At 63.0% G+C, this 24,667-nt stretch carries 20 protein-coding genes and 1 riboswitch; of the genes, 14 read left to right on the top strand and 6 right to left on the bottom strand.

What is annotated here, in order from left to right:
- Positions 1 to 40: 40 nt before the first annotated feature.
- Positions 41 to 2,248, top strand: a complete 2,208-nt coding sequence (gene katG / locus FFI94_RS11735; RefSeq protein ID WP_138873086.1) for a catalase/peroxidase HPI — start codon at positions 41 to 43, stop codon at positions 2,246 to 2,248.
- 73 nt (positions 2,249 to 2,321) lie between these two features.
- Here the strand turns inward: katG and FFI94_RS11740 are convergent, their stop codons facing one another.
- Both FFI94_RS11740 and FFI94_RS11745 read right to left on the bottom strand, forming a co-directional pair.
- The gene (locus FFI94_RS11740; RefSeq protein ID WP_138873087.1) at positions 2,322 to 3,005 is read right to left on the bottom strand and encodes a GAP family protein; all 684 of its coding nucleotides are present in this window, start codon (positions 3,003 to 3,005) and stop codon (positions 2,322 to 2,324) included.
- A 105-nt stretch (positions 3,006 to 3,110) separates the two neighbouring features.
- A complete protein-coding gene (locus FFI94_RS11745; protein ID WP_138873088.1) occupies positions 3,111 to 3,743 on the bottom strand; it encodes a TetR/AcrR family transcriptional regulator in 633 nt (210 codons plus the stop codon).
- Positions 3,744 to 3,875: 132 nt separating this feature from the next.
- Between FFI94_RS11745 and FFI94_RS11750 the strand changes: the two genes are divergently transcribed.
- Positions 3,876 to 4,898 carry an aldo/keto reductase gene (locus tag FFI94_RS11750; protein ID WP_138873089.1) on the top strand — a complete coding sequence of 341 codons (1,023 nt, stop codon included), beginning with the start codon at positions 3,876 to 3,878 and terminating at the stop codon, positions 4,896 to 4,898.
- Positions 4,899 to 4,932: 34 nt separating this feature from the next.
- On the opposite strand, the gene FFI94_RS11755 is transcribed toward FFI94_RS11750, so the two are convergent.
- Positions 4,933 to 6,738 (bottom strand): alkyl/aryl-sulfatase, encoded by a 1,806-nt coding sequence (locus FFI94_RS11755; protein WP_138873090.1) that lies wholly within the window; start codon positions 6,736 to 6,738, stop codon positions 4,933 to 4,935.
- A 141-nt stretch (positions 6,739 to 6,879) separates the two neighbouring features.
- Positions 6,880 to 7,467 carry a helix-turn-helix domain-containing protein gene (locus tag FFI94_RS11760; protein WP_138873743.1) on the bottom strand — a complete coding sequence of 196 codons (588 nt, stop codon included), beginning with the start codon at positions 7,465 to 7,467 and terminating at the stop codon, positions 6,880 to 6,882.
- Between the two features lie 112 nt (positions 7,468 to 7,579).
- On the opposite strand from FFI94_RS11760, the gene FFI94_RS11765 reads away from it, so the two are divergent.
- From FFI94_RS11765 to FFI94_RS11780, 4 genes are all read left to right on the top strand, one after another.
- The gene (locus FFI94_RS11765) at positions 7,580 to 8,986 is read left to right on the top strand and encodes an MFS transporter (protein ID WP_138873091.1); all 1,407 of its coding nucleotides are present in this window, start codon (positions 7,580 to 7,582) and stop codon (positions 8,984 to 8,986) included.
- A 109-nt stretch (positions 8,987 to 9,095) separates the two neighbouring features.
- Positions 9,096 to 11,003: an alkyl/aryl-sulfatase gene (locus FFI94_RS11770; protein ID WP_138873092.1), complete on the top strand. Its 1,908-nt coding sequence runs from the start codon at positions 9,096 to 9,098 to the stop codon at positions 11,001 to 11,003.
- 26 nt (positions 11,004 to 11,029) lie between these two features.
- A complete protein-coding gene (locus FFI94_RS11775) occupies positions 11,030 to 12,010 on the top strand; it encodes a linear amide C-N hydrolase (RefSeq protein ID WP_138873093.1) in 981 nt (326 codons plus the stop codon).
- Positions 12,011 to 12,102: 92 nt separating this feature from the next.
- Positions 12,103 to 12,648, top strand: a complete 546-nt coding sequence (locus tag FFI94_RS11780) for an alpha/beta fold hydrolase (protein ID WP_045067266.1) — start codon at positions 12,103 to 12,105, stop codon at positions 12,646 to 12,648.
- 67 nt (positions 12,649 to 12,715) lie between these two features.
- Here the strand turns inward: FFI94_RS11780 and mtr are convergent, their stop codons facing one another.
- On the bottom strand, positions 12,716 to 14,092 hold the full coding sequence (mtr, locus tag FFI94_RS11785) for a mycothione reductase (RefSeq protein WP_138873094.1): 1,377 nt from the start codon (positions 14,090 to 14,092) through the stop codon (positions 12,716 to 12,718).
- Positions 14,089 to 15,120 (bottom strand): alpha/beta hydrolase, encoded by a 1,032-nt coding sequence (locus tag FFI94_RS11790; protein ID WP_138873095.1) that lies wholly within the window; start codon positions 15,118 to 15,120, stop codon positions 14,089 to 14,091. The genes mtr and FFI94_RS11790 overlap by 4 nt, the downstream gene beginning before the upstream one ends.
- A 146-nt stretch (positions 15,121 to 15,266) precedes the next feature.
- On the opposite strand from FFI94_RS11790, the gene mqo reads away from it, so the two are divergent.
- The 8 genes from mqo to FFI94_RS11830 all read left to right on the top strand — a co-directional run bounded on the left by mqo (position 15,267) and on the right by FFI94_RS11830 (position 24,591).
- Complete coding sequence (gene mqo / locus FFI94_RS11795) at positions 15,267 to 16,805, top strand: malate dehydrogenase (quinone) (RefSeq protein ID WP_138873096.1); 1,539 nt, start codon at positions 15,267 to 15,269, stop codon at positions 16,803 to 16,805.
- 11 nt (positions 16,806 to 16,816) lie between these two features.
- Positions 16,817 to 17,293: a GNAT family N-acetyltransferase gene (locus tag FFI94_RS11800; RefSeq protein ID WP_138873097.1), complete on the top strand. Its 477-nt coding sequence runs from the start codon at positions 16,817 to 16,819 to the stop codon at positions 17,291 to 17,293.
- Between the two features lie 50 nt (positions 17,294 to 17,343).
- A riboswitch (adenosylcobalamin (AdoCbl) riboswitch) is annotated at positions 17,344 to 17,490 on the top strand.
- Positions 17,491 to 17,526: 36 nt separating this feature from the next.
- Complete coding sequence (locus FFI94_RS11805) at positions 17,527 to 19,440, top strand: VWA domain-containing protein (RefSeq protein WP_138873744.1); 1,914 nt, start codon at positions 17,527 to 17,529, stop codon at positions 19,438 to 19,440.
- A 23-nt stretch (positions 19,441 to 19,463) separates the two neighbouring features.
- Entirely contained in the window at positions 19,464 to 20,078 is a 615-nt protein-coding gene (gene cobO / locus FFI94_RS11810) for a cob(I)yrinic acid a,c-diamide adenosyltransferase (RefSeq protein ID WP_033234930.1), read from the top strand.
- Positions 20,072 to 21,448 (top strand): cobyrinate a,c-diamide synthase, encoded by a 1,377-nt coding sequence (locus FFI94_RS11815; protein ID WP_138873098.1) that lies wholly within the window; start codon positions 20,072 to 20,074, stop codon positions 21,446 to 21,448. The genes cobO and FFI94_RS11815 overlap by 7 nt, the downstream gene beginning before the upstream one ends.
- Positions 21,441 to 21,845: a cobalamin biosynthesis protein gene (locus FFI94_RS11820; protein WP_138873099.1), complete on the top strand. Its 405-nt coding sequence runs from the start codon at positions 21,441 to 21,443 to the stop codon at positions 21,843 to 21,845. Before FFI94_RS11815 ends, FFI94_RS11820 begins: the two co-directional genes overlap by 8 nt.
- On the top strand, positions 21,842 to 23,068 hold the full coding sequence (cobA, locus tag FFI94_RS11825; protein ID WP_138873100.1) for a uroporphyrinogen-III C-methyltransferase: 1,227 nt from the start codon (positions 21,842 to 21,844) through the stop codon (positions 23,066 to 23,068). Before FFI94_RS11820 ends, cobA begins: the two co-directional genes overlap by 4 nt.
- 11 nt (positions 23,069 to 23,079) lie before the next feature.
- Complete coding sequence (locus FFI94_RS11830; RefSeq protein WP_138873101.1) at positions 23,080 to 24,591, top strand: MFS transporter; 1,512 nt, start codon at positions 23,080 to 23,082, stop codon at positions 24,589 to 24,591.
- The last annotated feature ends 76 nt before the right edge of the window (positions 24,592 to 24,667 follow it).

Consider the following 24,667-nt stretch of genomic DNA (forward strand, 5'->3'; position numbering starts at 1 on the left):
ATTTGCTCATGGAGGGATTAACGTGTCCGATAGTTGCCCGATGGCCCCTGAAGGAAATTCGCAGGGGGGAAGCGAAAGTGAAAATCCCGCAATCTCGTCTCCGACGCCCACGGCGCATCGCCCGATGACAAACCAGGACTGGTGGCCGAACCAGCCGAATCTTTCGGTGTTGCGCGTTCACTCGCCCAAATCCAACCCGATGGGCACGGACTTCGACTACGCGGCAGAGTTCGCAAAACTCGACGTCGACGCACTCAAGCGAGATGTCATCGACCTGATGACAACGTCGCAGGATTGGTGGCCTGCCGACTACGGGCATTACGGCGGCCTGTTCATCCGGATGAGCTGGCACGCCGCTGGTACCTACCGCATTGCAGACGGCCGCGGCGGTGGAGGCCAAGGCGCACAACGATTTGCGCCGCTGAACAGTTGGCCGGATAATGCGAGCCTGGACAAGGCGCGCCGCTTGTTGTGGCCGGTCAAACAGAAGTACGGCAAGCAGATCTCGTGGGCGGATCTCTTGGTATTCGCGGGCAACTGCGCTCTGGATTCCATGGGGTTCAAGACCTTCGGCTTCGGCTTCGGTCGCGAGGACATCTGGGAGCCGGAGGAGATGTACTGGGGTCCGGAGGACACGTGGCTCGGCGACGAACGCTACAGCGGCGACCGGCAGCTGTCCGGTCCGCTCGGTGCGGTGCAGATGGGCCTGATCTACGTGAACCCGGAGGGACCGAACGGCCAGCCCGATCCGGTGGCTGCTGCCCACGATATCCGCGAGACGTTTGCTCGTATGGCGATGAACGACGTCGAGACCGCGGCGCTGATCGCAGGTGGCCACACCTTCGGAAAGACTCACGGAGCCGGCCCGGCCGACCTGGTTGGTCCCGAGCCTGAAGGTGCTCCGATCGAGCAGCAGGGCTTGGGCTGGAAGAGTTCCTTCGGAACGGGGGTGGGGAAGGACGCGATCACGAGCGGTCTCGAAGTCGTGTGGACGAATACGCCGACGGAGTGGGACAACTCGTTCTTGGAAATCCTCTACGGCTACGAATGGGAACTGACCAAGAGTCCCGCCGATGCGTGGCAGTGGACGCCCAAGGACGGTGCCGGCGCCGGCACGATTCCCGACCCGTTCGACGATTCGGTGAAACGCTCCCCGACCATGCTGACCACGGACCTTTCGCTGCGACTCGACCCCGCATACGAGAAGATCACCCGTCGTTGGCTCGATCACCCGGATGAATTTGCCGAGGAGTTCGCCAAGGCCTGGTACAAGCTACTGCACCGCGACATGGGACCGGTGACCCGCTATCTGGGTCCGTGGATTCCGGAACCGCAGTTGTGGCAGGATCCCGTTCCCGCAGCCGCCACCCCGTTGATCGGTGACGCTGACATCGCAGCTCTCAAGGGCAAGGTTCTCGAATCCGGACTGTCGATCTCGCAGTTGGTGTCCACAGCCTGGGCGTCTGCGGCGAGCTTCCGTGGTACCGATATGCGAGGCGGCGCCAACGGAGCCCGGATTCGTCTTGCACCGCAAAAGGATTGGGAGGTGAACAACCCGGCTGATCTGTCGACGGTCCTGAATACTCTCGAGCAGATCCAGCAGGACTTCAATTCTCAGTCCGGCGGAGCGAAGGTCTCGCTTGCCGATCTGATCGTTCTGGCCGGAACTGCGGCGATCGAAAAGGCTGCCAAGGACGCTGGACACGACGTGTCTGTCTCGTTCACACCCGGACGAGCGGACGCATCGCAGGAACAGACCGATGTGGAATCGTTTGCCGTACTCGAACCCCGGGCGGACGGTTTCCGGAACTACCTCCGGCCGGGCGAGAAGGTTCCTGCCGAGACCCTCCTGGTCGACCGGGCGTACATGTTGACCCTGACGCCGCCGGAAATGACGGTTCTCGTCGGCGGTCTCCGCGGGCTCAATGCGAACTTCGGGCAGACGGCTCACGGCGTGTTCACCGACCGGCCACAGACGTTGACCAACGATTTCTTCGTCAACCTTCTCGACATGGGCACGGAGTGGAAGCCCTCCACATCGTCCGAGAACGTCTACGAAGGTCGAGATCGTGGCACCGGTGCGGTCAAGTACACCGCCACAGCGGTCGATCTTGTCTTCGGATCGAACTCGGAATTGCGGGCTCTCGCAGAGGTATACGCGAGCGCGGACGCGCAACAGAAGTTCGTGGAGGACTTCGCGAGCGCTTGGACCAAGGTGATGGAGCTCGATCGGTTCGATCTCGACTGATCCCCGCGTAGTCGACTACGTCGCGTGGCCCGCTCGGCAGTTTGTTGCCGAGCGGGCCATCCGCGTTTCTGGGCTACCAAAGATCGTTGTAGTGGATCAGCGCATCAACGACCAATATCAAACCTATGGTCACGAAGAGGACCCGCACAGAAGCGGGACCGTAGCGGGCGAGCACTCGAACGATCCGCCGGTATGCGCGCCGGGCTCTGACTGTTCGCCTCAGAGACAGACCCAGGATGAGAAGCGGCGGTAGAAGCGCGAGCACGCAATAGATCACGACGATCAACGGCCACGCTGGCAACGGGGGATCGTGAGCCGAGAGCATCGCCAATGCGGCAAGGTAAGGAATCGCCGTCGGTGCTTGGACAAGACCTATTGCCAATCCGATGAAGCCGAGTATCCACGGGCGGCGACGTATCGGTTCTGCCCATCGCGTCGAGGTCGTCGACGTGGTTGTGGGCATACATGCGAGGGCAATCAGGACCAGGCCGAGCGCCATCGCGCCCCAGTATCGAACTGTGGGTGTCAGTTCGAAGTCGACCAGTTCGGCTATGAAGTTGATTCCGATGACGGTGCAGATGCCGAAAGCTGTTGTTGCTGCGAAGACACCGCCGAGGAAACTCAGCCCACCGGGTAGTGGGGAACGTCTTTTCAGTCGGCTGTCATAGATCACTGCGGTGGTGATTCCGACCAGCAGGACGTCGAGTGAATCGAGGAATGCCAAACCTGCGAGTGCTGAAAGAAGTAGTGGCTGCATGACGCGGTCAGCCTACCGATGGAGCAGGTTTCGATGGAGCCGCTACCGACCCCGACATGGCCCGATGTGCTTGTGCTACAGCGGGCGTGAATCTTCCGGAGGCCGTCAGGACCGTGTCGTGCTGAGCCCGTCGATCAGTACTGAAATCATGCGCTTGCTGTACTCATGCCCCGGTTCGCCCGGCACGGATTGGCACAGAAGTGCGACAGCATCCAGGAGGTCTTTGGCGCTGATGTCGGTCCGAATCTCGCCGCTGGCCATCGCGTCGTCGAGAAGGGAGCCGAGCGCGGGTTCGAGTCGCTGGTAGAAGTATCCGGGCAGGGCGTCGAATGCCGGATCGCCCGAGTGGAGGGCTGCGGCAAGGCCTTGTTTGGTCGAGAGAAATTCGGTGTACCGATGGATCCACTTCGCGACGGCAACTCCTGGTGTGTTCGCCGCAGCCAGTGCCGGTCCGGCAGCAGCGCAGGCATCGATCTCGCGCTGAAGAACGGCTGTGACCAGGTCTGAGCGTCGGGGGAAGTGTCGGTACAGCGTTCCGACTCCGACGCCTGCCAGATCGGTGATCTCCTTGGCGGGTGCATCCACGCCTGACGTGGCGAAGACGGTTTTCGCCGCTTCGAGCACTGCATCGAGGTTGCGCTGCGCGTCGACGCGTCGCCGGCGCGGCGCGCGTTCGGATTTTCCCGGTTCGACAGCGTTGTCGGGGTCGCTTCCGGACTGCCCTGTGTTCGTCGACACACCGACCCTTCCCTTGATTTACCGGAAAGCCTTTCCGTATAGTCGATCCGGAAGGGCTTTCCGCTTGTGTTCAGGGTAAGGCATCAGCCCGCTTGCCCACACAGCCCCCTTCCGAAATCTCGAGGAGAAGCCATGCAGTACCGCACTCTCGGCCGGACCGGTATCAAGGTCAGTCCATACGCGCTCGGCACGCTCATGTTCGCCACGGCCATCGGCAATCCCGACCAGGACGACTCGATCCGGATCATCCACAAAGCGCTGGACGCAGGGATCAACTTCGTCGACACCTCCGATGCATACGGCGATTCCGAAGAAGTCGTGGGCAAAGCACTCAAAGGGCGTCGTGACAACGTCGTCCTCGCAACCAAGGTGAGCCGGCCGACGGGAACCGACCCCAATCAACAGGGCGCCTCGCGGCGCTGGATCATGCAGGCCGTCGAGAACTCTCTTCGCCGCTTGCAGACCGACCACATCGACCTTTATCAAATCCAGCGTCCGGACCCCGATACCGATATCGAGGAGACGCTCTCTGCGCTCTCGGACCTGATTCGCGCTGGAAAGGTCCGTGCGATCGGGTCGTCCACGATGCCCGCGTCCGACATCGTCGAAGCTCAGTGGGTCGCCGAGCGGCGCGGGTTGCAACGGTTCCACACGGAGCAACCGCCGTACTCGATCCTCAACCGCGGCATCGAAAGTGAGGTGTTGCCGACCGCGCAACGTTTCGGAATGGGGACGCTTGTGTGGGCCCCTCTCGGGCAGGGGATGCTGACTGGACGCGTTCGCAAAGGCCAGCGCAACGATCTGCGCCGCGCGAGCCTCTTCAAACATCTCACGGACGAGCGTCGACTCGACGTGGTCGAGCAACTCATTCCCCTCGCGGATGAAGCGGGCATGCCCCTGACACACCTCGCGATGGCGTTCGCGATTGCTCATCCGGGCGTGACCAGCGCGATCGTCGGGCCGCGCACCGAGACTCACCTCGACGACCTTCTCGCCGGCGTCGACGTCACGCTTTCCGACGAGATCCTCGACCGGATCGACGAGATCGTCCCGCCCGGGACCGACGTCGGTCCTCTCGATCAGGCCTATGTGCCTCCAGCCCTACAGAACTCAAATCTGCGTCGGCGGCACGTCGGTGAGCGCGGTGCCGCCTGAACCAGACCGTCGTCGACAGTCAGGGAGGCACAGGTCAGGGAGTCACAATGGCAAAGGCCGGATCGGGACTGTCGAGCAGTCCGAGTAGGCGCGCAAGCGTCGCAGGATCACCGGAATGTTCGACTCCGTCCAGCCCGCTCCCGGCAAGCAACCCGAGTAGCTGCGCTTTGGTGAGAGTGAGGGTGAGATCGGCGGTTGCTTTGGTCCGGGGGTTGGGCGTTTGGATCAGTGCTCCGTTGGAGAGGGTCATCCGGACCTTCGTGTCGAGATCGGTGAAAATCCATTCGATGCATAGCTTTTCACCCCCGGCCCGGGGTCCGTTGACACGAATGGCAAGTGTGTCGAAGAGCTGTTCCACCGTCAATGCCGCAGCCATACCGGTACCGAGATCGATGGGCGGTGGGGTGATCTCGCCGCGGAGTTCCTTTGCGCCGGTGAGGTAGAAGCCGCGCCAGGTCGGATTTTCCGCACCGTAGGCGAGAGTGGTGTAGAGATCCGCGAGAGCGTTTCTTGCTTCGGTGTTGTCGGGTTCGGCAAATACCGCATGCTTGAGCAGTTCGGCCGCGAACCGAGTGTCACCTGCATCGATGTAGCCGCGTGCCTTGTCGAGAACTGCAGGCACACCGCCGATTACGTCCACATAGCGAGCGGCCAATTGCTCCGGCGGGTGCTGCCAGAGTGAACTGGGATGACCGTCGAACCAGCCCATGTAGCGCTGGTAGATCGCCTTGACGTTATGGCTGACCGATCCGTAGTACCCGCGGATATGCCAGGCATCGTCGAGCGCTGTGGGCAGCGTGAACTCCTCTGCGATCTCACTTCCGGTGAGTCCGATGTTGACCATTCGCAAAGTCTGATCGTGCAGATACGCGTACATGTCCCGTTGCTCGGTCAGGAACTGCACGATGTTCTCCGAACCCCACGTGGGCCAATGGTGCGACGCGAACACCACATCGGAATCCGGTGCGAATAATTCGACAGCCTCGTCGAGGTAGTGAGACCAGATGCGTGGATCTCGTACCAATGCGCCTCGAAGCGTGAGGATGTTGTGCAGGTTGTGCGTGGCGTTCTCGGCGACACACAATGCGCGGCTGTCGGGAAAGTGGAAGTTCATCTCGGACGGTGCCTCGGTCCCCGGAGTGATCTGGAAGACGATCCGCACTCCGTCGACGGTTTCTTCCTGCCCGGTATGCGTGACGTCGACGGTCGGGGGGATCAGGCCTACCGATCCACCAGAGGTCTGGATGCCCAGCCCGAGACTGGCCTGGCCCTCGGGTCCGACGTCCAATGTGTAGCCGTACTGATAGTTCGCGCGACGGTTCATTGCGGTTCCCGCATAGACGTTCTCGGATACCGCATGTTCGAGGAAACCCTCGGGCGCGATGATCGGCACATCGCCGGCGCCGTCGGGGAGAACGCCCATCACACCGCCGAAATGATCTGCGTGCGAATGGGTATAGATCAAGCCGGTGACCGGGCGGTCACCACGGTGTTCGCGGTAGAGCGCAAGACCGGCGGCAGCGCACTCCGCGGAGATCATCGGGTCGATCACAATGACACCGTTGTCGCCCTCGACGAGGGTCATGTTGGAAATATCGAATCCGCGGATCTGATAGATCCCGTCCGTGACCTCGAAGAGTCCGTTCTTGACACAGAGCTGAGCCTGACGGAACAGGCTCGGATGAACCGTTTCCGGGCACGGCTCGTCGAGATAGCTGTAGCCGGACAGGTCGAAAATGATCCGTCCGTCGGCGTTCTTGATGGTGAGCGGTTCGAGCGTGGCGATGAAGCCCCGCTCGGCATTGTCGAAGTCCGTGCGATCGGAATAATCCAGCGCCATATCGGTTTCAGCTCCCTCGGAAAAGTCAACGACTCGGTCGTCCCATCGTGGAAGGCCGCACGGCTCGGCGCATCATCCGTGTCGGGTGAACTCGGTGGCTTCTCGAGGAGATCGGCCTGCACTCACCTCCGGTCCGACGTGCTAGTCCTGCGCCGCAATCGGTTTCGCATGGGTGCGCACATGCGCCTTTTCGCCTTGTGGGCCGAACAGATGCAGGATCTCCACCACGTGGTCATCGGCGGGACCGAACCAATGGGGCTCGGCAGTGTCGAACTCCGCGACTTCACCAGGGCGCAGAACAACCTCGTTCGCGCCCAGAATGAGCCGCAGATCCCCGGCGAGGACGTAGAGCCACTCGTAGCCGGCGTGGGTGACGAGTTTCGGTGGACGCGGTCCGATTACCTGCTTGAACACCTGCAGGCGCCCGGGATAGCGCGTCAGCGGAACGACAGCACTACCGTTCTTGCGTCGGCTCGGGGTGAGGTGGACCCGGGGATCGCCGGTAGCGGGAGCACCGACGAGTTGGTCCAGTGCGACCCGATGAGCTCGGGCGAGCGGCAACAGCAGATCGAGGGTGGGACGACGCTTACCCGCCTCGAGGCGTGAGAGTGCGCTGACGGAGATGCCGGTGGCCTCGGAGAGGTCCTCGAGAGTCAATCCGCGATCGCGTCGAAGCAGCCGCAGCCTTGGCCCGATATCGGTGATCAACTGCTCGAATTCAGCATCCATACCGTCCATCTTTGCAGTTTCTGCAAGTTTTCTACCGAGTTCGGACGCCGGAGGGCGACGATCCTTCCGACAGCCGAGCACGGCTGAGCACTTCGAGAGATGGAGTCCGACCATGAAACCTTCGAGCGGAATCGACGAACCGCACGTAATCGGACTTGATGCCGGGCGGCGATGGGGAGTCCTGGCGATCTGCTGCACGAGCCTGTTCGTCGTCGGGTTGGACACGACCATCGTCAACGTTGCTCTGCCGACGATCGGGGAGGGATTTAGCGTCGGAACCCGCGGTCTCGAATGGGTCGTCAACGCGTACACCCTCGTTCTGGCGAGTTTGCTCATCTCGTCGGGAGCGGTGGCCGACCGATTCGGCAGGAGACGGGTCTTTCAGATCGGGCTCGTCGTTTTCGGGGTGGCGTCGATTGCCTGCGCACTCGCTCCGTCCGTGTGGGTGCTGATCGCCGCGCGGATCGCCCAAGGCGTCGGCGGGTCGATGCTCAGCCCGGTCGCCCTGGCGATCGTGGTCAACGTGATGACCGACCCGAAGGAGCGGGCCAAGGCGATCGGGGTGTGGGCCGCGGTCTTCGGCCTGAGTATGGCGGTGGGGCCGATCGTCGGCGGGGTGCTCATCGAAAGTTTCGGCTGGCGATCGGTTTTCTGGATCAACGTGCCTGTCATCCTGGCCGTACTCGTCTTGACTGCTGTTTTTGTACCGGAGTCCCGAGCGCAGCAGTCGCGACGTCTCGATCTTCCCGGTCAGTTGCTGCTGGTAGGGCTTGTCGGCGGTGCGGTTGCCCTACTGATCGAGGGCCCACACATCGGATGGTTCTCCGCCGCAGCGACGGTGGGATACGTCATCGTCGCAGTGGCGCTGGCCGCATTCATCCGGGTCGAATCACGAAGGCGCGAGCCACTCATGGACCTCGCACTGTTTCGCCGCAGACCGTTCTCGTCGGCCGTGGTCGGAGCTGTCGTGGTGTTCGTAGCGTTGAACGCGACGCTGCTGCTCGGCACGTTCTACCTCCAGCACTCCCGCGGTATGAGTCCGGCCCTGGCCGGCGCGATCACACTTCCCATGGCTGTTGCGGCAACTGTCTGCGCACCGCTGTCCGGAATACTCGTCGGACGGTTCGGCCCGCGGCGACCGCTGTTGATCGCCGGTAGCTTCACGACGCTCGGCGGGCTGTGCCTGATCTCGCTCGACAACAACACGGCCATTCCGATGCTGTTGGTCGCTTACCTGTTCCTCGGTATCGGATTCGGATTCTCGAACGCCCCCATCACCAACACCGCCGTCAACGGACTGCCGCGATCGCAGGCCGGGCTTGCCGGTGGAATAACCTCCAGTGCACGCCAATTCGGCGCCGCTCTCGGTGTGGCGCTCGCCGGCGGCATTATCGGCGCCAGTGCCCCCGCAGATGTCGCACAGGCATCGAGGCTGGGATGGATCCTGGTTGCCGGATGTGGGCTCGCGGTCCTGGTAATTGCAATGGCATCTCGGAATTCCGAGGAACCCGAGCGATAACCACGTCGCGTGGTTGTACGAGCTTCACCCTGCGCGGGTGATTCCAAGTGTGTGCCCACCCGACCCAGATGATGGTGTATCTGATCGTCGTAGCCGAGCGGGGAGTGCCATGTGCCAGACACCTAAGGACGCAACACCGATCACTGCGACGGTGAATCGCGAGGCCGTCGCGCGGTATGCCATGGAGGACCGGCAGGATTTTGCGGACGCGGACCGCGGCTTGATCGCCCCGTTGCCGGGCAAGGTGGTCGCCGATGACGGACACACGGTCTTCGATCCTGACGCAATGGCATACCTCGGTGACGACGTTCCGGCGCCGGACACCGTCAATCCGAGCCTGTGGCGCCAAGGCCAGTTGATGCGCCGCGGCGGGCTCTACCAGATCACGGACCGCCTCTATCAGGTGCGAAACAACGACCTCGCCAACTTGACGGTCGTCGAAGGTGACGAAGGCCTGATCGTCATCGACTGCATGGCCGGGGTCGAATCGGCACGCCAAGGTATGAAGATGATTCGCGAACACGTCAGCGACAAGCCGGTTGCCGCAATCATCTACACGCACACCCATATCGACCACTACGGCGGCGTCAAGGGAATCGTCGACCTCGACGACGTGACGTCGGGAAAGGTTCCGATCATCGCGCCGGGCATGATCGCGTCGTTCGACAAGTTTGCGATCGGTGAAAATGTTGTCGCGGGAAATGCCATGGCCAGACGGTCCTTCTACGCATTCGGTGGATTGCTCGACCTGAATGCCAAAGGGATGGTCACGTGCGGCATTGGCACCATCAGTACAAAAGGTCCGCTGGTCTCGTATATTTCGCCTACGGACAGCATTACCGAAACCGGAACGAAGCGCGAAATCGCCGGCCTGGAATTCGAGTTCCTCTATGCCCCCGATACCGAGGCTCCGGAGGAAATGCACATCTGGATTCCGGAACTCGCGGCACTGACGTGTGCCGAGAACGCCAACCACTCGCTCCACAACATTCAGACGTTGCGTGGTGCGCGCACGCGCGACGCTCGGAACTTCGCTCGCTATCTGGACGAAACCCTCGAACGGTGGGGAGACGAAGCGACTGTCCACTACGGTCCACACACCTGGCCGGTGTGGGGCAACGAGAATCTGGTGCCGTTCATCGAATCTCAAAGGGACACTTACAAGTACATTCACGATCAGGCGCTTCGGCTGGCGAACAAGGGGTACACGCCGCTCGAAGCTGCCGAGGTGATCGAACTGCCGGACGAACTCGGACGCAAGTGGTACAACCGCGGATACCACGGAACTCTGCACCACGACGTGCGCGCTGTGTACACCAAAGAACTGGGAATGTGGGACGGCGATCCGGTGTCGCTGCACCCGCATCCACCGGTGGAGTCGTCCAGGCGGTTCGTCGATCTCCTTGGCGCACAGAAGATTCTGGACGAGGGCAAGCGGGCTTTCGGTGCGGGGGACTACCGCTGGGCTGCTGAGATCCTGCACAAGTTGGTGTTCGCGCAACCGGAGAACACCGAGGCGAAGAACCTCCAGGCCGACGTGTACGAGCAGATGGGGTACCAAGCGGAAGGGCCGCAGTGGCGCGGAATCTACCTCTCGGCAGCCCTGGAATTGCGTGAAGGTTCACAACCCCCGCCGTACATCACCGCGAGCCAGGACAGTGTCCTCGCGATGCCCATCGACATTCTCTTCGACTTCGTCGCAATACATCTCATCGGAGACAAGGCGGCCGACGTCGATCTCCGCATCGATTTTGTGTTCACCGATCACGACAACGAAACCTGGACACTCTGGGTCAAGCGCGGCGTGCTCAATGCCAGGCGGGGAGCGGCGCCGAACACGCAGCTGACGGTGACCGGACCGAAAGCTGCGCTGATCGGTGCACTTCTGCAGCCAGGTGCTGCGCCGGAGTTGGCGAGGGCAGGAAAGATCTCGCTGGACGGCGACGATTCAGCCTTGAAGACGCTGGGAGGGTTGATGGATACCTTCGATCCCAGCTTCAATATCGTCACGCCGTAGTCCGAAAACGAAGGGATAGCTTTTCGATGTGCACACGATTGGTTTACCTGGGCCCCAACGACACTGTGATCACTGCCCGGTCGATGGATTGGAAAGTCGACCTCGGAACAAACCTCTGGGCATTCCCGCGTGGCATGACCCGTGCGGGGTGTGCGGGTCCGAACTCGATTCAATGGACGTCGACGTACGGCAGTGTTGTCGCCACCGCCTACGACATGTGCACGACGGACGGGGTCAACGAGGCGGGACTCTCTGCCAATCTCCTGTGGTTGGTCGAATCCGAGTACCCGGCATACGACGGCTCTACCCCCGGATTGTCCATCGCGGCGTGGGCGCAGTACGTGCTGGATCGCTGCGCGACTGTTCAGGAAGCAATCGATGTGTTGGCGACGGAGCCCTTCACCATTGTGACCGCTGCTGTTCCCGGCGAAGACCGCCTGGCAACGCTGCACATGTCCCTCTCGGACGCGAGCGGTGACAGCGCGATCATCGAGTACATCGGTGGCCGAGCGACAATTCACCACAGTCGCGAGCACCAGGTGATGACCAATTCTCCGGTCTTCGACAAACAGCTCGCCGTCAACGAGTACTGGAAGCAGATCAACGGCACCGTCATGTTGCCCGGTACCAATCGCGCCGCGGATCGCTTCGCCCGCGCCTCGTTCTACGTCGATGCAGTCCCGAAGACAGACGACCCGCGCACCGCGTTGGCCGCGACGTTCAGCGTTATCCGGAACGTGTCTGTGCCCCTGGGTATTTCGACTCCCGACGAGCCGAACATCTCGTCGACCCGGTGGCGCACGGTGGTCGATCACAAGCGCGGACTCTACTTCTTCGAGTCGGCGATGACACCGAACACCTTCTGGGTGAATGTGGCGTCGATCGATCTGAGCGAGGGATCAACGGTCCGCAAGCTCGACCTCGGGCCGAACGAGAGCGTCGTCTACTCGGGTGATTCCTCGGATCAGTTCAAACCGGCCGAAGCATTCACTTTTGCGGGTTTGTAAGGAATGGACACGTCGCCACAACCACCTGCGAGTTGTCGTATTCGGTCCGCTGCACGCCAACGCGCTGATCGGATCGCGTACCGTTTCCTTTCATGGAACTGACTCGAGTAGCGGTGGGCAAGGGGTCGTGCACCGTTCGGATCGACGGACCGGTCAGTAAGCACGCGGTCCTCCTTCTTCCGGGCAAGGGCGACCCAGTCGACGTGTACGACAAAGTGTGTGAACGACTGCACAATTCGGATTTGCGTACGGTGGCCGTCGAATCGATCGAGAATCTCGACGAGAAGACGGCAGTGGTTCTGCTGGACGAGCTGAACATCGCCTGGGTGAACCTGGTGGGGCACCGCGAAGGTGCTGACCTGGCGTGGCTGCTGGCTGCGCGTCAGTTCGGGCGCTTCGCGAGCTTGATTTCGGTGGATCGTGGTCATCCCTCCGCCGCCGACATTGCCGGGGTTCCGCCGGTGGAGGTGCCGACAACCATCGTGGTCGGCAGTGCCGGGCGGGCGATCGCCGACGCCAGCGGACGGTTTGTGTACTCCGACTTCCGGGTGGCTGAAGTGCCCGGAGTCGACGACATCGTGAAGTCCGCGCCGGCTGAACTCGCTACCGAGATCGTGCTGCGCACCAGTCCCTGGTGAACATCTGACGTAGGAAGAAGGCGGGCACTCCACAGTGGGAGTGCCCGCCTTCTTCGTTGAACGGCGGTCAGATGTCGAGTCCGAGCAACGCGTTCTCGACCACCTCGGCCAGCGCCGGGTGGATCCAGTACTGCCCGCGGGCCATGTCCTGAGCGGACAGCCCGAAACTCATGGCCTGGATGAGTGGCTGGATGACGGTCGGGGCCTGAGTCCCCATGACATGAGCGCCCAGGAGACGACCGGTTCCGCGCTCCGCGATGACCTTGCAGAGACCCTCCTGATCTTCCATCGCCCAGCCGTAGGCGACGTCGCCGTAAGCCTGGACCTTGACGGTGATGTCGAGTCCGGCGTCACGCGCCTGCTTCTCCGTCATTCCGACATCGGCGATCTGCGGATCGGTGAACACCGCAGCCGGGACGAACCGGTGATCGGTGGCTCGCAGCCCCGAAGTGTCGTTCCACGCGTCCTGGAGCAGGTTGTGCTGAACGACGCGTGCTTCGTGGTTGGCCACGTGCTTGAGCTGATAGGGGGAGGAGACGTCGCCGAGCGCGAAGACGCCCTCCGCTGTGGTGCGCTGGTACTCGTCGACGACGATGGAGCCGTTGTCGTCGAGTTCGATGCCGGCCTTGTCGAGGTCGAGGAGATCTCCGTTGGGTTTGCGGCCTACGGCGACCAACAGAACGTCACCGGAAACAACTGTGCCGTTTGCCAGTTCGACGGCGACGTTCTCGTCTTCGTTGCGCACGGAGCGCACGGGTGACCCGAGGTGCACGTCCCACTTCTTGACGGCGAGTTCGGTGAAGCGCTCCGAGATCTCGTCGTCGAGGTGACGAAGCAGGCGGCCGCTACGGCCGATGATCGACACGCGAGAACCCAACGCGGAGAACACATGTGCAAACTCGGTGGCGATGAACCCGGATCCCAGGATGACCAGGTGCTCGGGGAGTTCCGGCAGACGCATGATGTCTTCGTTGGTGTAGTACTTCACACCGCTCGAGGCGACTTCCTCGGGAATGATCGGGCGTGAACCGGCGGCAATCACAACCTGGTCGGCCGTGATGGTCTCGCCGGTTCCGGTGTTGATGGTCTTCGGGCCGGTGAAGGTGGCGTGGCCGCGGTAGACAGTGGTGTTGGGGCTGTCCTCGCTGCGGTAGCGTTCGCCGCCCGCCGAGATGGGATCGATTCGGCCGAAGACACGCTTGACGATGTCGGACCAGCGAACACCGTCCAGGGTGGCGTCGACGCCGAATTTCTCGGCGTGCGACACCGTGTTGGCGACCTCAGCCGCGTAGACGAACATCTTGGTCGGGATGCATCCGACGTTGAGGCACGTGCCGCCGAAGGTTCCTTCCTCGAGGATGGCGATTTTCTTGCCGTCGAATCGCTCGTCGGGCAACGAATTGCCGGAGCCGCTTCCGATGATGGCAAGGTCGTAATCCGTCACTGCGCGTTCTCCTGTGTGGTGGTGTCTGCGTCTTCGGTCAGGCGGCGATCGAGCCACTCCAACCACTGATCGAGTTCGGAAAAGGCTGTGGCCAACGGCTTCTGGGTCGAGAGGAAGACGTCGTGGCGCGCGCCGTCGATGGGAACGATGGTAGTCCGGTCACCGAGGCAACCGGCCCATCGTGCGATCTGCTTCACATCCAGGACGGAATCTGCCAGGTCGACGCCAGGGTGATACGCCTTGGCGAACTCCGATTTCTTCGAACGCAGGATCAGTGCGGGGACACCGATGTCCAGGCCACGATGCAGTTGCGCGTGCCCGCCGCGCACGGCACGCATCCACCCGAACGTGACCGGGCACCCTTCGAGCGGCTTCCAGTCGAGGTTGTAGTCCCACTCGCCGTTGGCGGAGATATGGAGACTCGAGCCGTACGTCGGCAGGCCCGTGCCAGGGATGACAGTCTTCGCGGACACTCGTCCCAACGCGTCGATGGCCGCGGTGCCGACACTGCGAACCATCGGCGGACCCTGCAAGTCGAACCACGGGCTGTTGAGCACCAGGCCGGCGATGCCGTGTCCGGAGCTGCCGCCCGGCTTGCGCTGGAGTCGGTCCAGCCACAGAGGAACGATGAGTCCACCGGTCGAATGCGCCATCAGGAGGAGCTCGCTGCCGTCGGTTTCGGAGTTCACGATGCGCAGAGCCTCGTTGAGCTCGGCGTCGTAGAGTGCGAGATCCGACACGTAGTGCGCGGTGTGGCCCGGTTTCAGTGAACGCCCGCACTTGCGCAGATCCAGCGCGAAGAAGGCGTAACCCTGCTCGGCAAAGTGCTCGGCAAGATGTTTCTGGAAGAAGTAATCGGTGAACCCATGTACGTACAGAACTGCGCGGTTCGCCCGGACTGCCTCGCCAGGCGGCTGATAGCGGACGAGTGTGGCGTCTATCTCACCCTCACCGTCCGGATCGGTTCCGAGAGGAATGGTCAGCTGCTGATATCCGTCTCCGAGGACGTCTGGAACCCATGTAGTCACAGATCACAATCTAATCCTCGTTTCCGGACGGCGTTGTAGAGCACAATTGGGGGTGGTAAACGGCGCACTTACGCCCAGGTAACCTATTCGGCGTAACACAGCAGGCGGATGCGCGCACGGCTAATGACAAGGAAGTCGATTCTCCAGTGTCGAATCAGAACGCGGTAGAGACGAAGACGGATGTAGTGCTCGTGGGTGCGGGCATCATGAGTGCCACGCTTGGTGCCTTGTTGCGCCAGCTGCAGCCGGACTGGTCGATTTCGACCTTCGAGAGGCTCGACGCCGTCGCAGCCGAGAGCAGCGACCCGTGGAATAACGCGGGAACCGGTCACTCCGCGCTCTGTGAGCTCAATTACACCCCCGAGAACTCGGACGGCACGGTCGACATCAAGAAGGCCGTCAACGTCAACGAGCAGTTCCAGGTGTCCCGTCAGTTCTGGGCACACGCTGTCGAGCAGGGCGTGTTGACGCAGCCCAAGGAATTCATCAACCCCATCGCACACGTGAGCTTCGTTCACGGCGAGGCCAACGCCAAGTACCTGCGTGCTCGCTACGACGCACTTGCCGGCCACCCGCTCTTCCGCGGCATGGAGTACATCGACGATCCGGCCGAGTTCACCAAGCGCCTGCCGCTGATGGCAAAGGGCCGCGACTTCTCGGATCCCATCGCCCTCAACTGGAGCCAGGACGGCACCGACGTCGACTTCGGAGCGCTCACCAAGCAGCTCGTCGGCTACATCGGCAAGACCGGCGGCAACATGTACTTCGGTCACGAGGTCACCAACCTCACGCAGAACTCCGACAAGACGTGGACCGTCAAGGTCACCAACCGTCGCACCGGTGAAAAGCGCGTCGTGCGTTCACGATTCGTCTTCGTCGGCGCCGGTGGTGGCGCTCTGCATCTGCTGCAGAAGTCGGGCATCAAGGAAGCCAAGGGCTTCGGCGGATTCCCCGTCAGCGGCGCGTTCCTGCGGTGCACCAACCCCGACTTGATCGACCAGCACAGCGCCAAGGTCTACGGCAAAGCTGCCGTCGGCGCTCCGCCCATGTCGGTTCCGCACCTCGACACGCGTGTCATCGGCAACAAGCCGGGCCTGCTGTTCGGACCGTACGCCGGCTGGTCACCCAAGTTCCTCAAGCAGGGTCGTGTCACGGACCTGCCCGGTTCGGTCAAGCCCAACAACATCCTCTCGATGCTCGGCGTCGGCGTCAGCGAACTCGGCCTGGTCAAGTACCTGGTCAGCGAGCTCACCAAGAGTGAAACCGGACGTATCTGGGATCTGCGTGAATTTGCACCCAAGGCCGAGACCAAGGACTGGGAGCTCATCACCGCAGGTCAGCGCGTCCAGGTGATTCGCCGGGCCAAGGGCAAGGGCGGCGTCCTCGAATTCGGTACCGCTGTCGTGGCTGCCGAGGACGGCTCGATCGCCGGCCTGCTCGGTGCCTCTCCCGGCGCGTCGACGGCTGTTCCCGCGATGCTCGACGTCCTCGAGCGCTGCTTCCCGACCGAATTCCAGGGCTGGAAGGGCAAGCTGCGCGAGATGGTTCCGTCCATCGGCGTCAAGCTCACCGACAACGAGGGACTTTTCAACCAGGTCTGGGATTGGTCCTCGAAGGTGCTCGAGCTCGATTCCGCGTCATCAACTGTTTCCCTTCCGGTCGCGGAAACCGCTGCAACTGTGTGATAGTCGCACCCATGACGGCAACAGCAGCATTGAAGCGTTCATGGGCACTCGACCTCGACAACAAGACTTTCTACGAGTTGTTGAAGCTTCGGGTAGAAGTATTTGTCGTCGAGCAGGCCTGCCCGTACCCCGAGTTGGACGGGCGGGACCTGCTGACGGAAACCCGCCACTTCTGGCTGGAGCAGGACGGCGAAGTGGTGTGCACACTCCGCCTCCTCGAAGAGCACGACGACGGTAAGAAGAGCTTCCGCATCGGTCGACTCTGCACGTCGCACGCGGCACGCGGACAGGGCCACACGACGCGATTGTTGCAAGCTGCACTGGCAGAAGTGGGCGAGGCGCCGTGCCGCATCAATGCCCAGACCTATCTGGTCGACATGTACAGCAAGCACGGCTTCAAGGCTGACGGCGAAGAGTTTGTCGAGGACGGTATTCCGCACACCCCGATGCGCCGCGGTGGCGGCGAGCCGTTCGTGCTGGCCAGCTGAATCATTGATGCACTAGACCCAGTCGGCTCACACAATTGTGGGCCGACTAGGGTTTTTTCGATACCGAATGCTCGCGGGGAAGTCCTGTTCGATTCAGGTGCGGTCCCGCCACTGTAAAGATCTCCCGAGATCTCAGCCAGATTGCCGCGACATTCGGATGAAGCCAAGTTCTCGGCGAGGAAACCGAGAGGTGGAGGGATGTCGACGTGCGGGTAGAAGACGATCAGGCGGCGGTGGCGGGTTTCCCGTTCAGCGCGGTGGTGGGCCAGGACCAACTGCGGTTGGCGTTGATCCTCTGCGCGGTACACCCCGGAATCGGTGGCGTACTGGTTCGCGGCGAAAAGGGCACGGCAAAATCCACCGTCGTGCGCGCCTTGACGGCTTTGCTGCCGGCCGTCGACGACGCCGGTGTGAGACGTCCCGCCAGGCTGGTCGAACTGCCCGTCGGGGCAACGGAAGACCGTGTCATCGGCTCGATCGACCTCGAAAAGGTATTGCGCGACGGTGAGCGCGCCTTCCAGCCCGGACTGCTGGCCGCGGCGCATCAGGGTGTTCTGTACGTCGACGAGGTGAACCTTCTCCACGATCATCTGGTTGACGTTCTTCTCGACGCAGCCGCGATGGGTCGAGTGCATGTCGAGCGGGACGGGATTTCGCACTCACACGCCGCGAAGTTCGTCCTCGTCGGAACGATGAATCCCGAAGAGGGAGAACTGCGTCCACAGCTCCTGGATCGTTTTGGTCTTGCAGTGGACGTGTCCGCATCTCGCGACGTGGATGTGCGGATGGAGGTAGTGCGCCGACGCCTCGACTACGAACGCGATCCGCAGGCGTTTGCCGACCGCTACGCCCCGGCCGATCAGGAATTGGCCGCCGAAATCCTTTCTGCGCGTATCCGACTGGAGGACGTGGAGCTGAGCAACCGAGAACTGCGGCGGATTGCGTCGTTGTGCGCGTCCTTCGACGTCGACGGTATGCGCGCCGATCTTGTCCTCGCGCGTACTGCTACCGCTCATGCTGCGTGGCGTGGTGGGACCGAGGTCACCGAGGAAGACGTACGAGTCGCGGCGGAATTGACTCTGCCGCATCGCCGCCGACGCGATCCCTTCGACGAGCCGGGCCTCGATCAGCAGCAACTCGACGATGCGATGCATCGGGCCGACGAGGATGCTCGGGCCGGCGAGCCGGAACCGCCCGAGAATCCTGAGCCCGAATCAGGCAGCGGCGAACCCGAGGGCGGCGAACCCGAAGACGGGGGCCCGGATGACGACGGCCCGGACGATGACGGGCCGCAGGATGATCCGGACGGTCCGGGTGGGGGAGTGCGCGCCACCGATCGGCCGTCCGCCCCGCCGAGTAGCCAGTTCAAGGCCAAACTTCTCGAAGTTCCCGGCGTCGGGGAAGGTGCGCCCGGCCGGCGTTCACGATCCACGTCGTCACGTGGACGCGTCGTGCGGTCGACCACCGATCGCGGGCACGGTCTGCACCTGACGAGCACAGTGTTTGCCGCTGCGGAATCGCAGGTTGCGCGTGGCCGCACGGCGGGCCGTCTGCGATTGGCGCCGGCTGATCTGCGCGGCGCCATTCGTGAAGGGCGCGAAGGCAATCTGATCGTGTTCGTGGTGGACGCGTCGGGGTCGATGGCGGCGCGCGACCGACTTTCCGCGGTGACCGGCGCCGTGGTCTCGCTGCTCCGCGACGCCTATCAGCGCCGCGACAAGGTGGCCGTCATCACCGTCCGGGGCCGCGAAGCCGAACTGGTTCTGCCGCCGACGTCATCCGTGGACATCGCGGTTCGCCGGTTGCAATCCATGCGAACCGGTGGCAAATCGCCACTCGCAGAAGGATTCTTGCGTGCCCGTGAGGTGATTCTGCGCGAACGGCTCCGGGATCCGCAGCGCCGCGCACTCATGGTTGCGTTGACCGACGGCCGTGCCACCGGCGGCAAGGACGCGCTGCACCGCGCGCGTGTCGCCGCGCACCTGCTCGCCGACGCATCGGTTGCCTCGATCGTGGTGGACTGCGAAACCGGGCTTGTCCGTTTGGGATTGGCCGCAGAATTGGCCCGAGAACTACGAGGCGGATGCGTCCGTCTTGCCGAATTGTCAGCGCAGCAGGTCGCGGGTGTCGTCCGCGCCGCAGCCTAACGTTTTCATTTCAGGAGATCACCATGCCTAAAGGCGTTCCCGATACTGTTCCCGACGACGGCTTGACCACACGCCAGCGTCGTAACGCGCCGGTGCTTGCCGTCCACACCGGACCTGGCAAGGGCAAGTCCACCGCCGCGTTCGGGATGGCACTGCGCGCCTGGAACCAGGGATTCGACATCGGCGTCTTCCAGTTCGTGAAGAGCGCAAAGTGGAAAGTCGGCGAAGAAGCCGCGTTCCGCGCACTCGGAAACCTGCACGACGAGAGTGGCGTCGGTGGCCCGGTGCAGTGGCACAAGATGGGAGAGGGCTGGTCCTGGACTCGTAAGGCCGGCAGCGAGGAAGATCACGCCGCTGCTGCAGCGGAGGGATGGCAGGAGATCGCCAGGCGCCTCGCCGACGAAACGCACCGCTTCTACGTCCTCGACGAGTTCACCTACCCGCTCAAGTGGGGATGGGTCGACGTCGACGAGGTTGTGCAGACGTTGCGCGATCGACCGGGAAATCAGCATGTGGTGATCACCGGGCGGGACGCGCCGCAGGCGTTGATCGACGCAGCCGACCTGGTGACCGAGATGACCAAGATCAAGCACCCGATGGACGCCGGCCGAAAGGGCCAGCGAGGCATCGAATGGTGAGTTCGTCCACGCCGGCCGTAGTTATCGCCGCACCCGCATCGGGTAGCGGAAAGACCACGGTGGCAACGGGGCTGATCGGTGCTCTCCGGCGCTCCGGTAGCAGTGTGGCACCGTTCAAGGTGGGCCCGGATTACATCGACCCCGGCTATCACGGACTCGCGGCGGGAAGGCCGGGACGTAATCTCGACACGGTCCTTGTCGGCGAAGAACGCATAGCGCCGCTCTATCAGCACGGCACCGCCGACTGCGATATCGCCGTGGTCGAAGGCGTCATGGGCCTGTTCGACGGCAAGATCGACGAAGCCAATGTGCAGGCATCGGCGGAAGGGTCGACGGCGCAGGTGGCCGCGGTTCTGGGCGCACCGGTTGTTCTGGTCATCGACGCCCGCGGCCACAGTCAGAGCCTGGCCGCTGTGTTGCACGGATTTGCCACCTACGACTCGAGCGTGCGGATCGGCGGCGTCATCCTCAACCGCGTCGGCAGTGCCCGGCACGAGCAGGTTCTGCGCCACGCGTGCGACAAGGTCGGGATACCGGTACTCGGAGTTGTGCCGCGCCTGGCCGAGTTGGAGGTGCCGTCACGTCACCTGGGGTTGATCCCGGCTGCCGAGCACGGCACCGCGGCAGTCGCCGCGGTAGACGCGATGTCGGAGTTGATCGCAACTCACGTCGATCTCAGCTCCGTGCGCGCTCTGGCCGCGTCGAATGTTGGTGCACCTGCCTGGAATCCGGTGCAGGAGGTGGGGGAGCGTCCCGGCTCGCGGCCTGTGGTGGCGATGGCGGGCGGACCGGCTTTCACCTTCGGATACGCCGAACATCGTGAGCTTCTCACCGCCGCCGGCGCGGATGTGCAGGTATTCGATCCGCTGCGCGACGAATTGCCCTCCGGTACTGCCGCTTTGGTACTTCCCGGCGGATTTCCGGAGGAGCATGCTGTTGACCTGGCGTCGAACACTGCTCTGCTGGCGCAAGTACGAGAATTGGCTGACGGCGGTGCGCCCATCCACGCGGAGTGCGCCGGACTGCTCTACCTCGCCCGCAGCCTCGACGGTCATGCGATGGCCGGAGTTGTCGGCGTCGACGCAGTTTTCGGGAAACGACTCACACTCGGCTATCGCGAAGCGGTGGCGTTGAGTGACTCGAGCCTTTTCGAGGCGGGTTCGCGTGTCGCCGGACACGAATTTCACCGCACCTCTCTCGTCAGTGCCGACGCCGACGGATGCGCGAGCGCGTGGGGTTGGCGACCGTGGGACGGCGGCGCAGTGCGCGAGGGATTTGTTCGCGGCGGAGTTCACGCGTCGTATCTCCACACGCATCCGGCCGGCCGGCCGAGTTCGATTGCCACTTTTGTCGAGGCTGCTCGTGCCTGAGGTATACGTCGGCGTCGGATTCACGACGTCGGCCACCGCTGCCGAGATCGTCGACGCCGTGCGAGGCGCCGCGCCGCAGGACTCGACAGTCGTTGGCCTTGCCACTTCCGTCGGGAGAGCCTGCGCCCCGGCACTGATCGATGCCGCGAAGATCCTTGCAGTCGACGTCACGGCGTATACCGCGGAAGAACTTGCAGCCGTGCCCGTGCCGTCACCGTCATCGCGCGTCCACCAGGCTGTGGGTACCGCCAGCGTTGCGGAGGCGGCAGCGATCCTGGCATCCGGTCACGGACCTCTGGCGGTGGGTAAGACCTCGACCGGTGCGGTGACCGTCGCCGTGGCCAGTAAAGTTCCCCCAGCGAGCACAAAGATCGACGATGAAATGGAGTGCGAGTGAGCGAGCCCACCGCAGACGAGACCAACTACCTGGTCGGACTCAACCTGACCGATCGACGCGTTGTCGTATTCGGCGGCGGGACGGTCGCTCAGCGCCGCCTCGGCCTGCTGGTCGCGTCGGGCGCAGCAGTTCACGTGATCAGTCGTGAGGTCACGCCGGCAGTCGAGGGCATGGCAACGGCAGGACAGATCACAGTCGAGCTGCGTCCGTACCAGGAAGGTGACCTCGAGGGTGCCTGGTACGCCATCGCGTCGACCGACGAGCCCGAAACCAACGCGGCAATCGTCGCGGAGGCCGAGCGTCGTCGCATCTTCTGTGTGCGCGCCGACAACGCCAAGCACGGCACCGCCGTCACGCCCGCCAGCGCCGAGTACGACGGTATGAGCATCGGCATCCTGGCCGGCGGCGATCATCGTCGTTCGGCAGCCGTCCGTACCGCCGTGGTCGAAGGACTGCAGTCCGGTGTCCTCGCGGATACGGCAGAACCGGCAGCGCCCGGCGTGGCACTGGTCGGCGGTGGCCCCGGCGACCCGGATCTGATCACCGTGCGCGGTCGACGATTGCTGGCCCGCGCCGACGTTGTTGTTGCCGATCGCCTGGCGCCGCCGGAGTTGCTGGCCGAGCTCGGACCCGACGTCGAGGTCATCGACGCCGCGAAGATTCCGTACGGCCGGGCCATGGCACAGGAAGCCATCAACGCGGCGCTGATCGACAACGCGAAGGCCGGAAAGTTTGTCGTGCGGCTCAAGGGCGGCGACCCTTACGTCTTCGGTCGTGGCTACGAAGAACTCGAGGCGTGTGCCGCAGCGGGTGTGCCGGTGACGGTAGTGCCCGGAATCACGAGCGCGATTTCCGTGCCGTCGGCAGCCGGTATTCCCGTCACGCATCGCGGTGTCACTCACGAGTTTGTCGTCGTGAGTGGGCACGTTGCTCCCGATCATCCGGATTCGCTGGTCGACTGGTCGGCTTTGGCGAAGCTGCGCGGCACGATCGTGCTGCTCATGGCCGTCGAACGCATCGATCAGTTCGCGGCTGCACTCATCGAAGGTGGGCGAGCCGCGAGCACTCCGGTCACTGTGATCCAGGAGGGCACACTGCGTACGCAACGTGAGGTGCGGGCCGATCTGGCGACCGTCGCTCAGCGCGTCAAGGATGAAGAGATCAAGCCTCCGGCCATCATCGTGATCGGACCGGTGGCGGGCTTTTCCGTCAACGCTGGGTAACGTGAAGTCTTGTGTCTGATTCCCCAAAATCTGAAACCGCTCAGTCCGCGGCCCCAGCGGTCAATGCTCCGGTAGCGACCCGAGTCATCGGTCTCGCCATTATCGTCCTGAGCGGTTTGCAGATGATGGTGGTGCTCGACGGCACCGTCGCCAACCTTGCGCTCGCGCCACTGCAAGCTGATCTCGGGCTCAGTGACAGCGGCCGAAACTGGGTGCTGACGTCGTATGCCCTGGCGTTCGGCGGGCTCATGTTGCTCGGTGGCCGACTCGGTGACGCGTACGGCCGCAAGAAAATGTTCATCGCGGGCGTCTCGCTGTTCACCGTCGCGTCGCTGCTGTGCGGCCTGGCGCTCAACGAGGGCATGCTGATCGCGGCGCGGGCGCTGCAAGGAGTTGGCGCGGCCGTCGCATCGCCGACGGCCTTTGCCCTGGTTGCCACGACGTTTGCGGCCGGACCGGCGAGAAATCAGGCCATCGCAATTTTTGCCGCGATGACGGGCGTCGGATCGATTGCCGGACTGATCATCGGTGGTGCGCTCACCGAGGTGTCCTGGCGATTGATCTTCCTCATCAACGTTCCTATCGGAATCGTGCTCGTGGGTATGGCATTTCGAGCACTGCGCGAAACAACGCAGACTCGACTCGCTCTGGATGTGCCCGGCGCGATTCTTGCCACGCTCGGCTGCACCGGCATTGTTTTTGCATTGACCGAAGGCCCGGAAATGGGCTGGGGGAGCGTCGCCGTTATCGGTGCGTTGGTTGCCGGACTGATCGCTCTCGGAGCGTTTCTGTTCGTGGAACGCACCGCCCGGAATCCGTTGCTCCCGTTCTCGTTGTTCGCCGACCGGAACCGCGTTGCGACGTTCCTGGCGATCTTCTTCGTCGGTGGCGCGATGTTCAGCATGACCGCGTTTGTTGCGCTCTTCGTGCAGGACATCATGGAGTACTCGCCGCTGCGCGCAGGTTTGGCATTCATCCCGTTTGCCATCGGTTTGGGCGCGGCAGCAACTGTCGCGTCGAAGCTGGCGGTCCGTGTTCAACCCCGATGGCTCGTGCTGACCGGTGTACTGATCATGATCGTCGGACTTCTCTACGGCTCCACCCTCGACTCCAGTTCCACGTACCTTGCCAATCTTTTTGTCCCCGTCATCGGCATCGGATTCGGTATCGGACTGGCGATGGTGCCGCTGCCGCTGTGCGCGATCGCCGGCGTTCCCGAGACGGAGATCGGCCCGTTGACGGCCATCTCCCAAGTTGCTCAGACGCTCGGCGGCCCGCTCGCGCTGTCGGTCATCGGCGCGATGGCGACGTCGAAAACTCTCTCGCTCGGCGGCATTTCGGGTAAGGCAGCCGATATGAATCCGACCCAGTTGATCGCCCTCGGCGAGGGATACACCTTTGCTCTTGTCGGCTGCGCGATCTGCGCGGTTCTCGCCGGCATTGCGGCCGTGTGCATCAGATTCACCCCCGCCCAGGTGGCCCAGGCGCAGGCTGCGGAGAAGGCAGCTCAGGGAATCAGCTGATCAGCCCTGTTTTTGTGCGTCGCGTCTGGATACGATCTAACTGAGGGCCGAGCTTCCCGACGGATCGGAGTGCCGT

Origin of the sequence: Rhodococcus sp. KBS0724 (genome assembly GCF_005938745.2) — a bacterium.
Lineage (GTDB): Bacteria > Actinomycetota > Actinomycetes > Mycobacteriales > Mycobacteriaceae > Rhodococcus_F.

Excerpts from the sequence above, each read along its gene's own strand:
- katG (WP_138873086.1), top strand. The coding sequence starts at position 41 with ATGGCCCCTGAAGGAAATTCGCAGGGGGGAAGCGAAAGTGAAAATCCC.
- FFI94_RS11740 (WP_138873087.1), bottom strand. The coding sequence starts at position 3,005 with ATGCAGCCACTACTTCTTTCAGCACTCGCAGGTTTGGCATTCCTCGAT.
- FFI94_RS11750 (WP_138873089.1), top strand. The coding sequence starts at position 3,876 with ATGCAGTACCGCACTCTCGGCCGGACCGGTATCAAGGTCAGTCCATAC.
- FFI94_RS11755 (WP_138873090.1), bottom strand. The coding sequence starts at position 6,738 with ATGGCGCTGGATTATTCCGATCGCACGGACTTCGACAATGCCGAGCGG.
- FFI94_RS11760 (WP_138873743.1), bottom strand. The coding sequence starts at position 7,467 with ATGGATGCTGAATTCGAGCAGTTGATCACCGATATCGGGCCAAGGCTG.
- FFI94_RS11765 (WP_138873091.1), top strand. The coding sequence starts at position 7,580 with ATGAAACCTTCGAGCGGAATCGACGAACCGCACGTAATCGGACTTGAT.
- FFI94_RS11770 (WP_138873092.1), top strand. The coding sequence starts at position 9,096 with ATGTGCCAGACACCTAAGGACGCAACACCGATCACTGCGACGGTGAAT.
- FFI94_RS11775 (WP_138873093.1), top strand. The coding sequence starts at position 11,030 with ATGTGCACACGATTGGTTTACCTGGGCCCCAACGACACTGTGATCACT.
- FFI94_RS11780 (WP_045067266.1), top strand. The coding sequence starts at position 12,103 with ATGGAACTGACTCGAGTAGCGGTGGGCAAGGGGTCGTGCACCGTTCGG.
- FFI94_RS11800 (WP_138873097.1), top strand. The coding sequence starts at position 16,817 with ATGACGGCAACAGCAGCATTGAAGCGTTCATGGGCACTCGACCTCGAC.
- cobO (WP_033234930.1), top strand. The coding sequence starts at position 19,464 with ATGCCTAAAGGCGTTCCCGATACTGTTCCCGACGACGGCTTGACCACA.
- FFI94_RS11815 (WP_138873098.1), top strand. The coding sequence starts at position 20,072 with ATGGTGAGTTCGTCCACGCCGGCCGTAGTTATCGCCGCACCCGCATCG.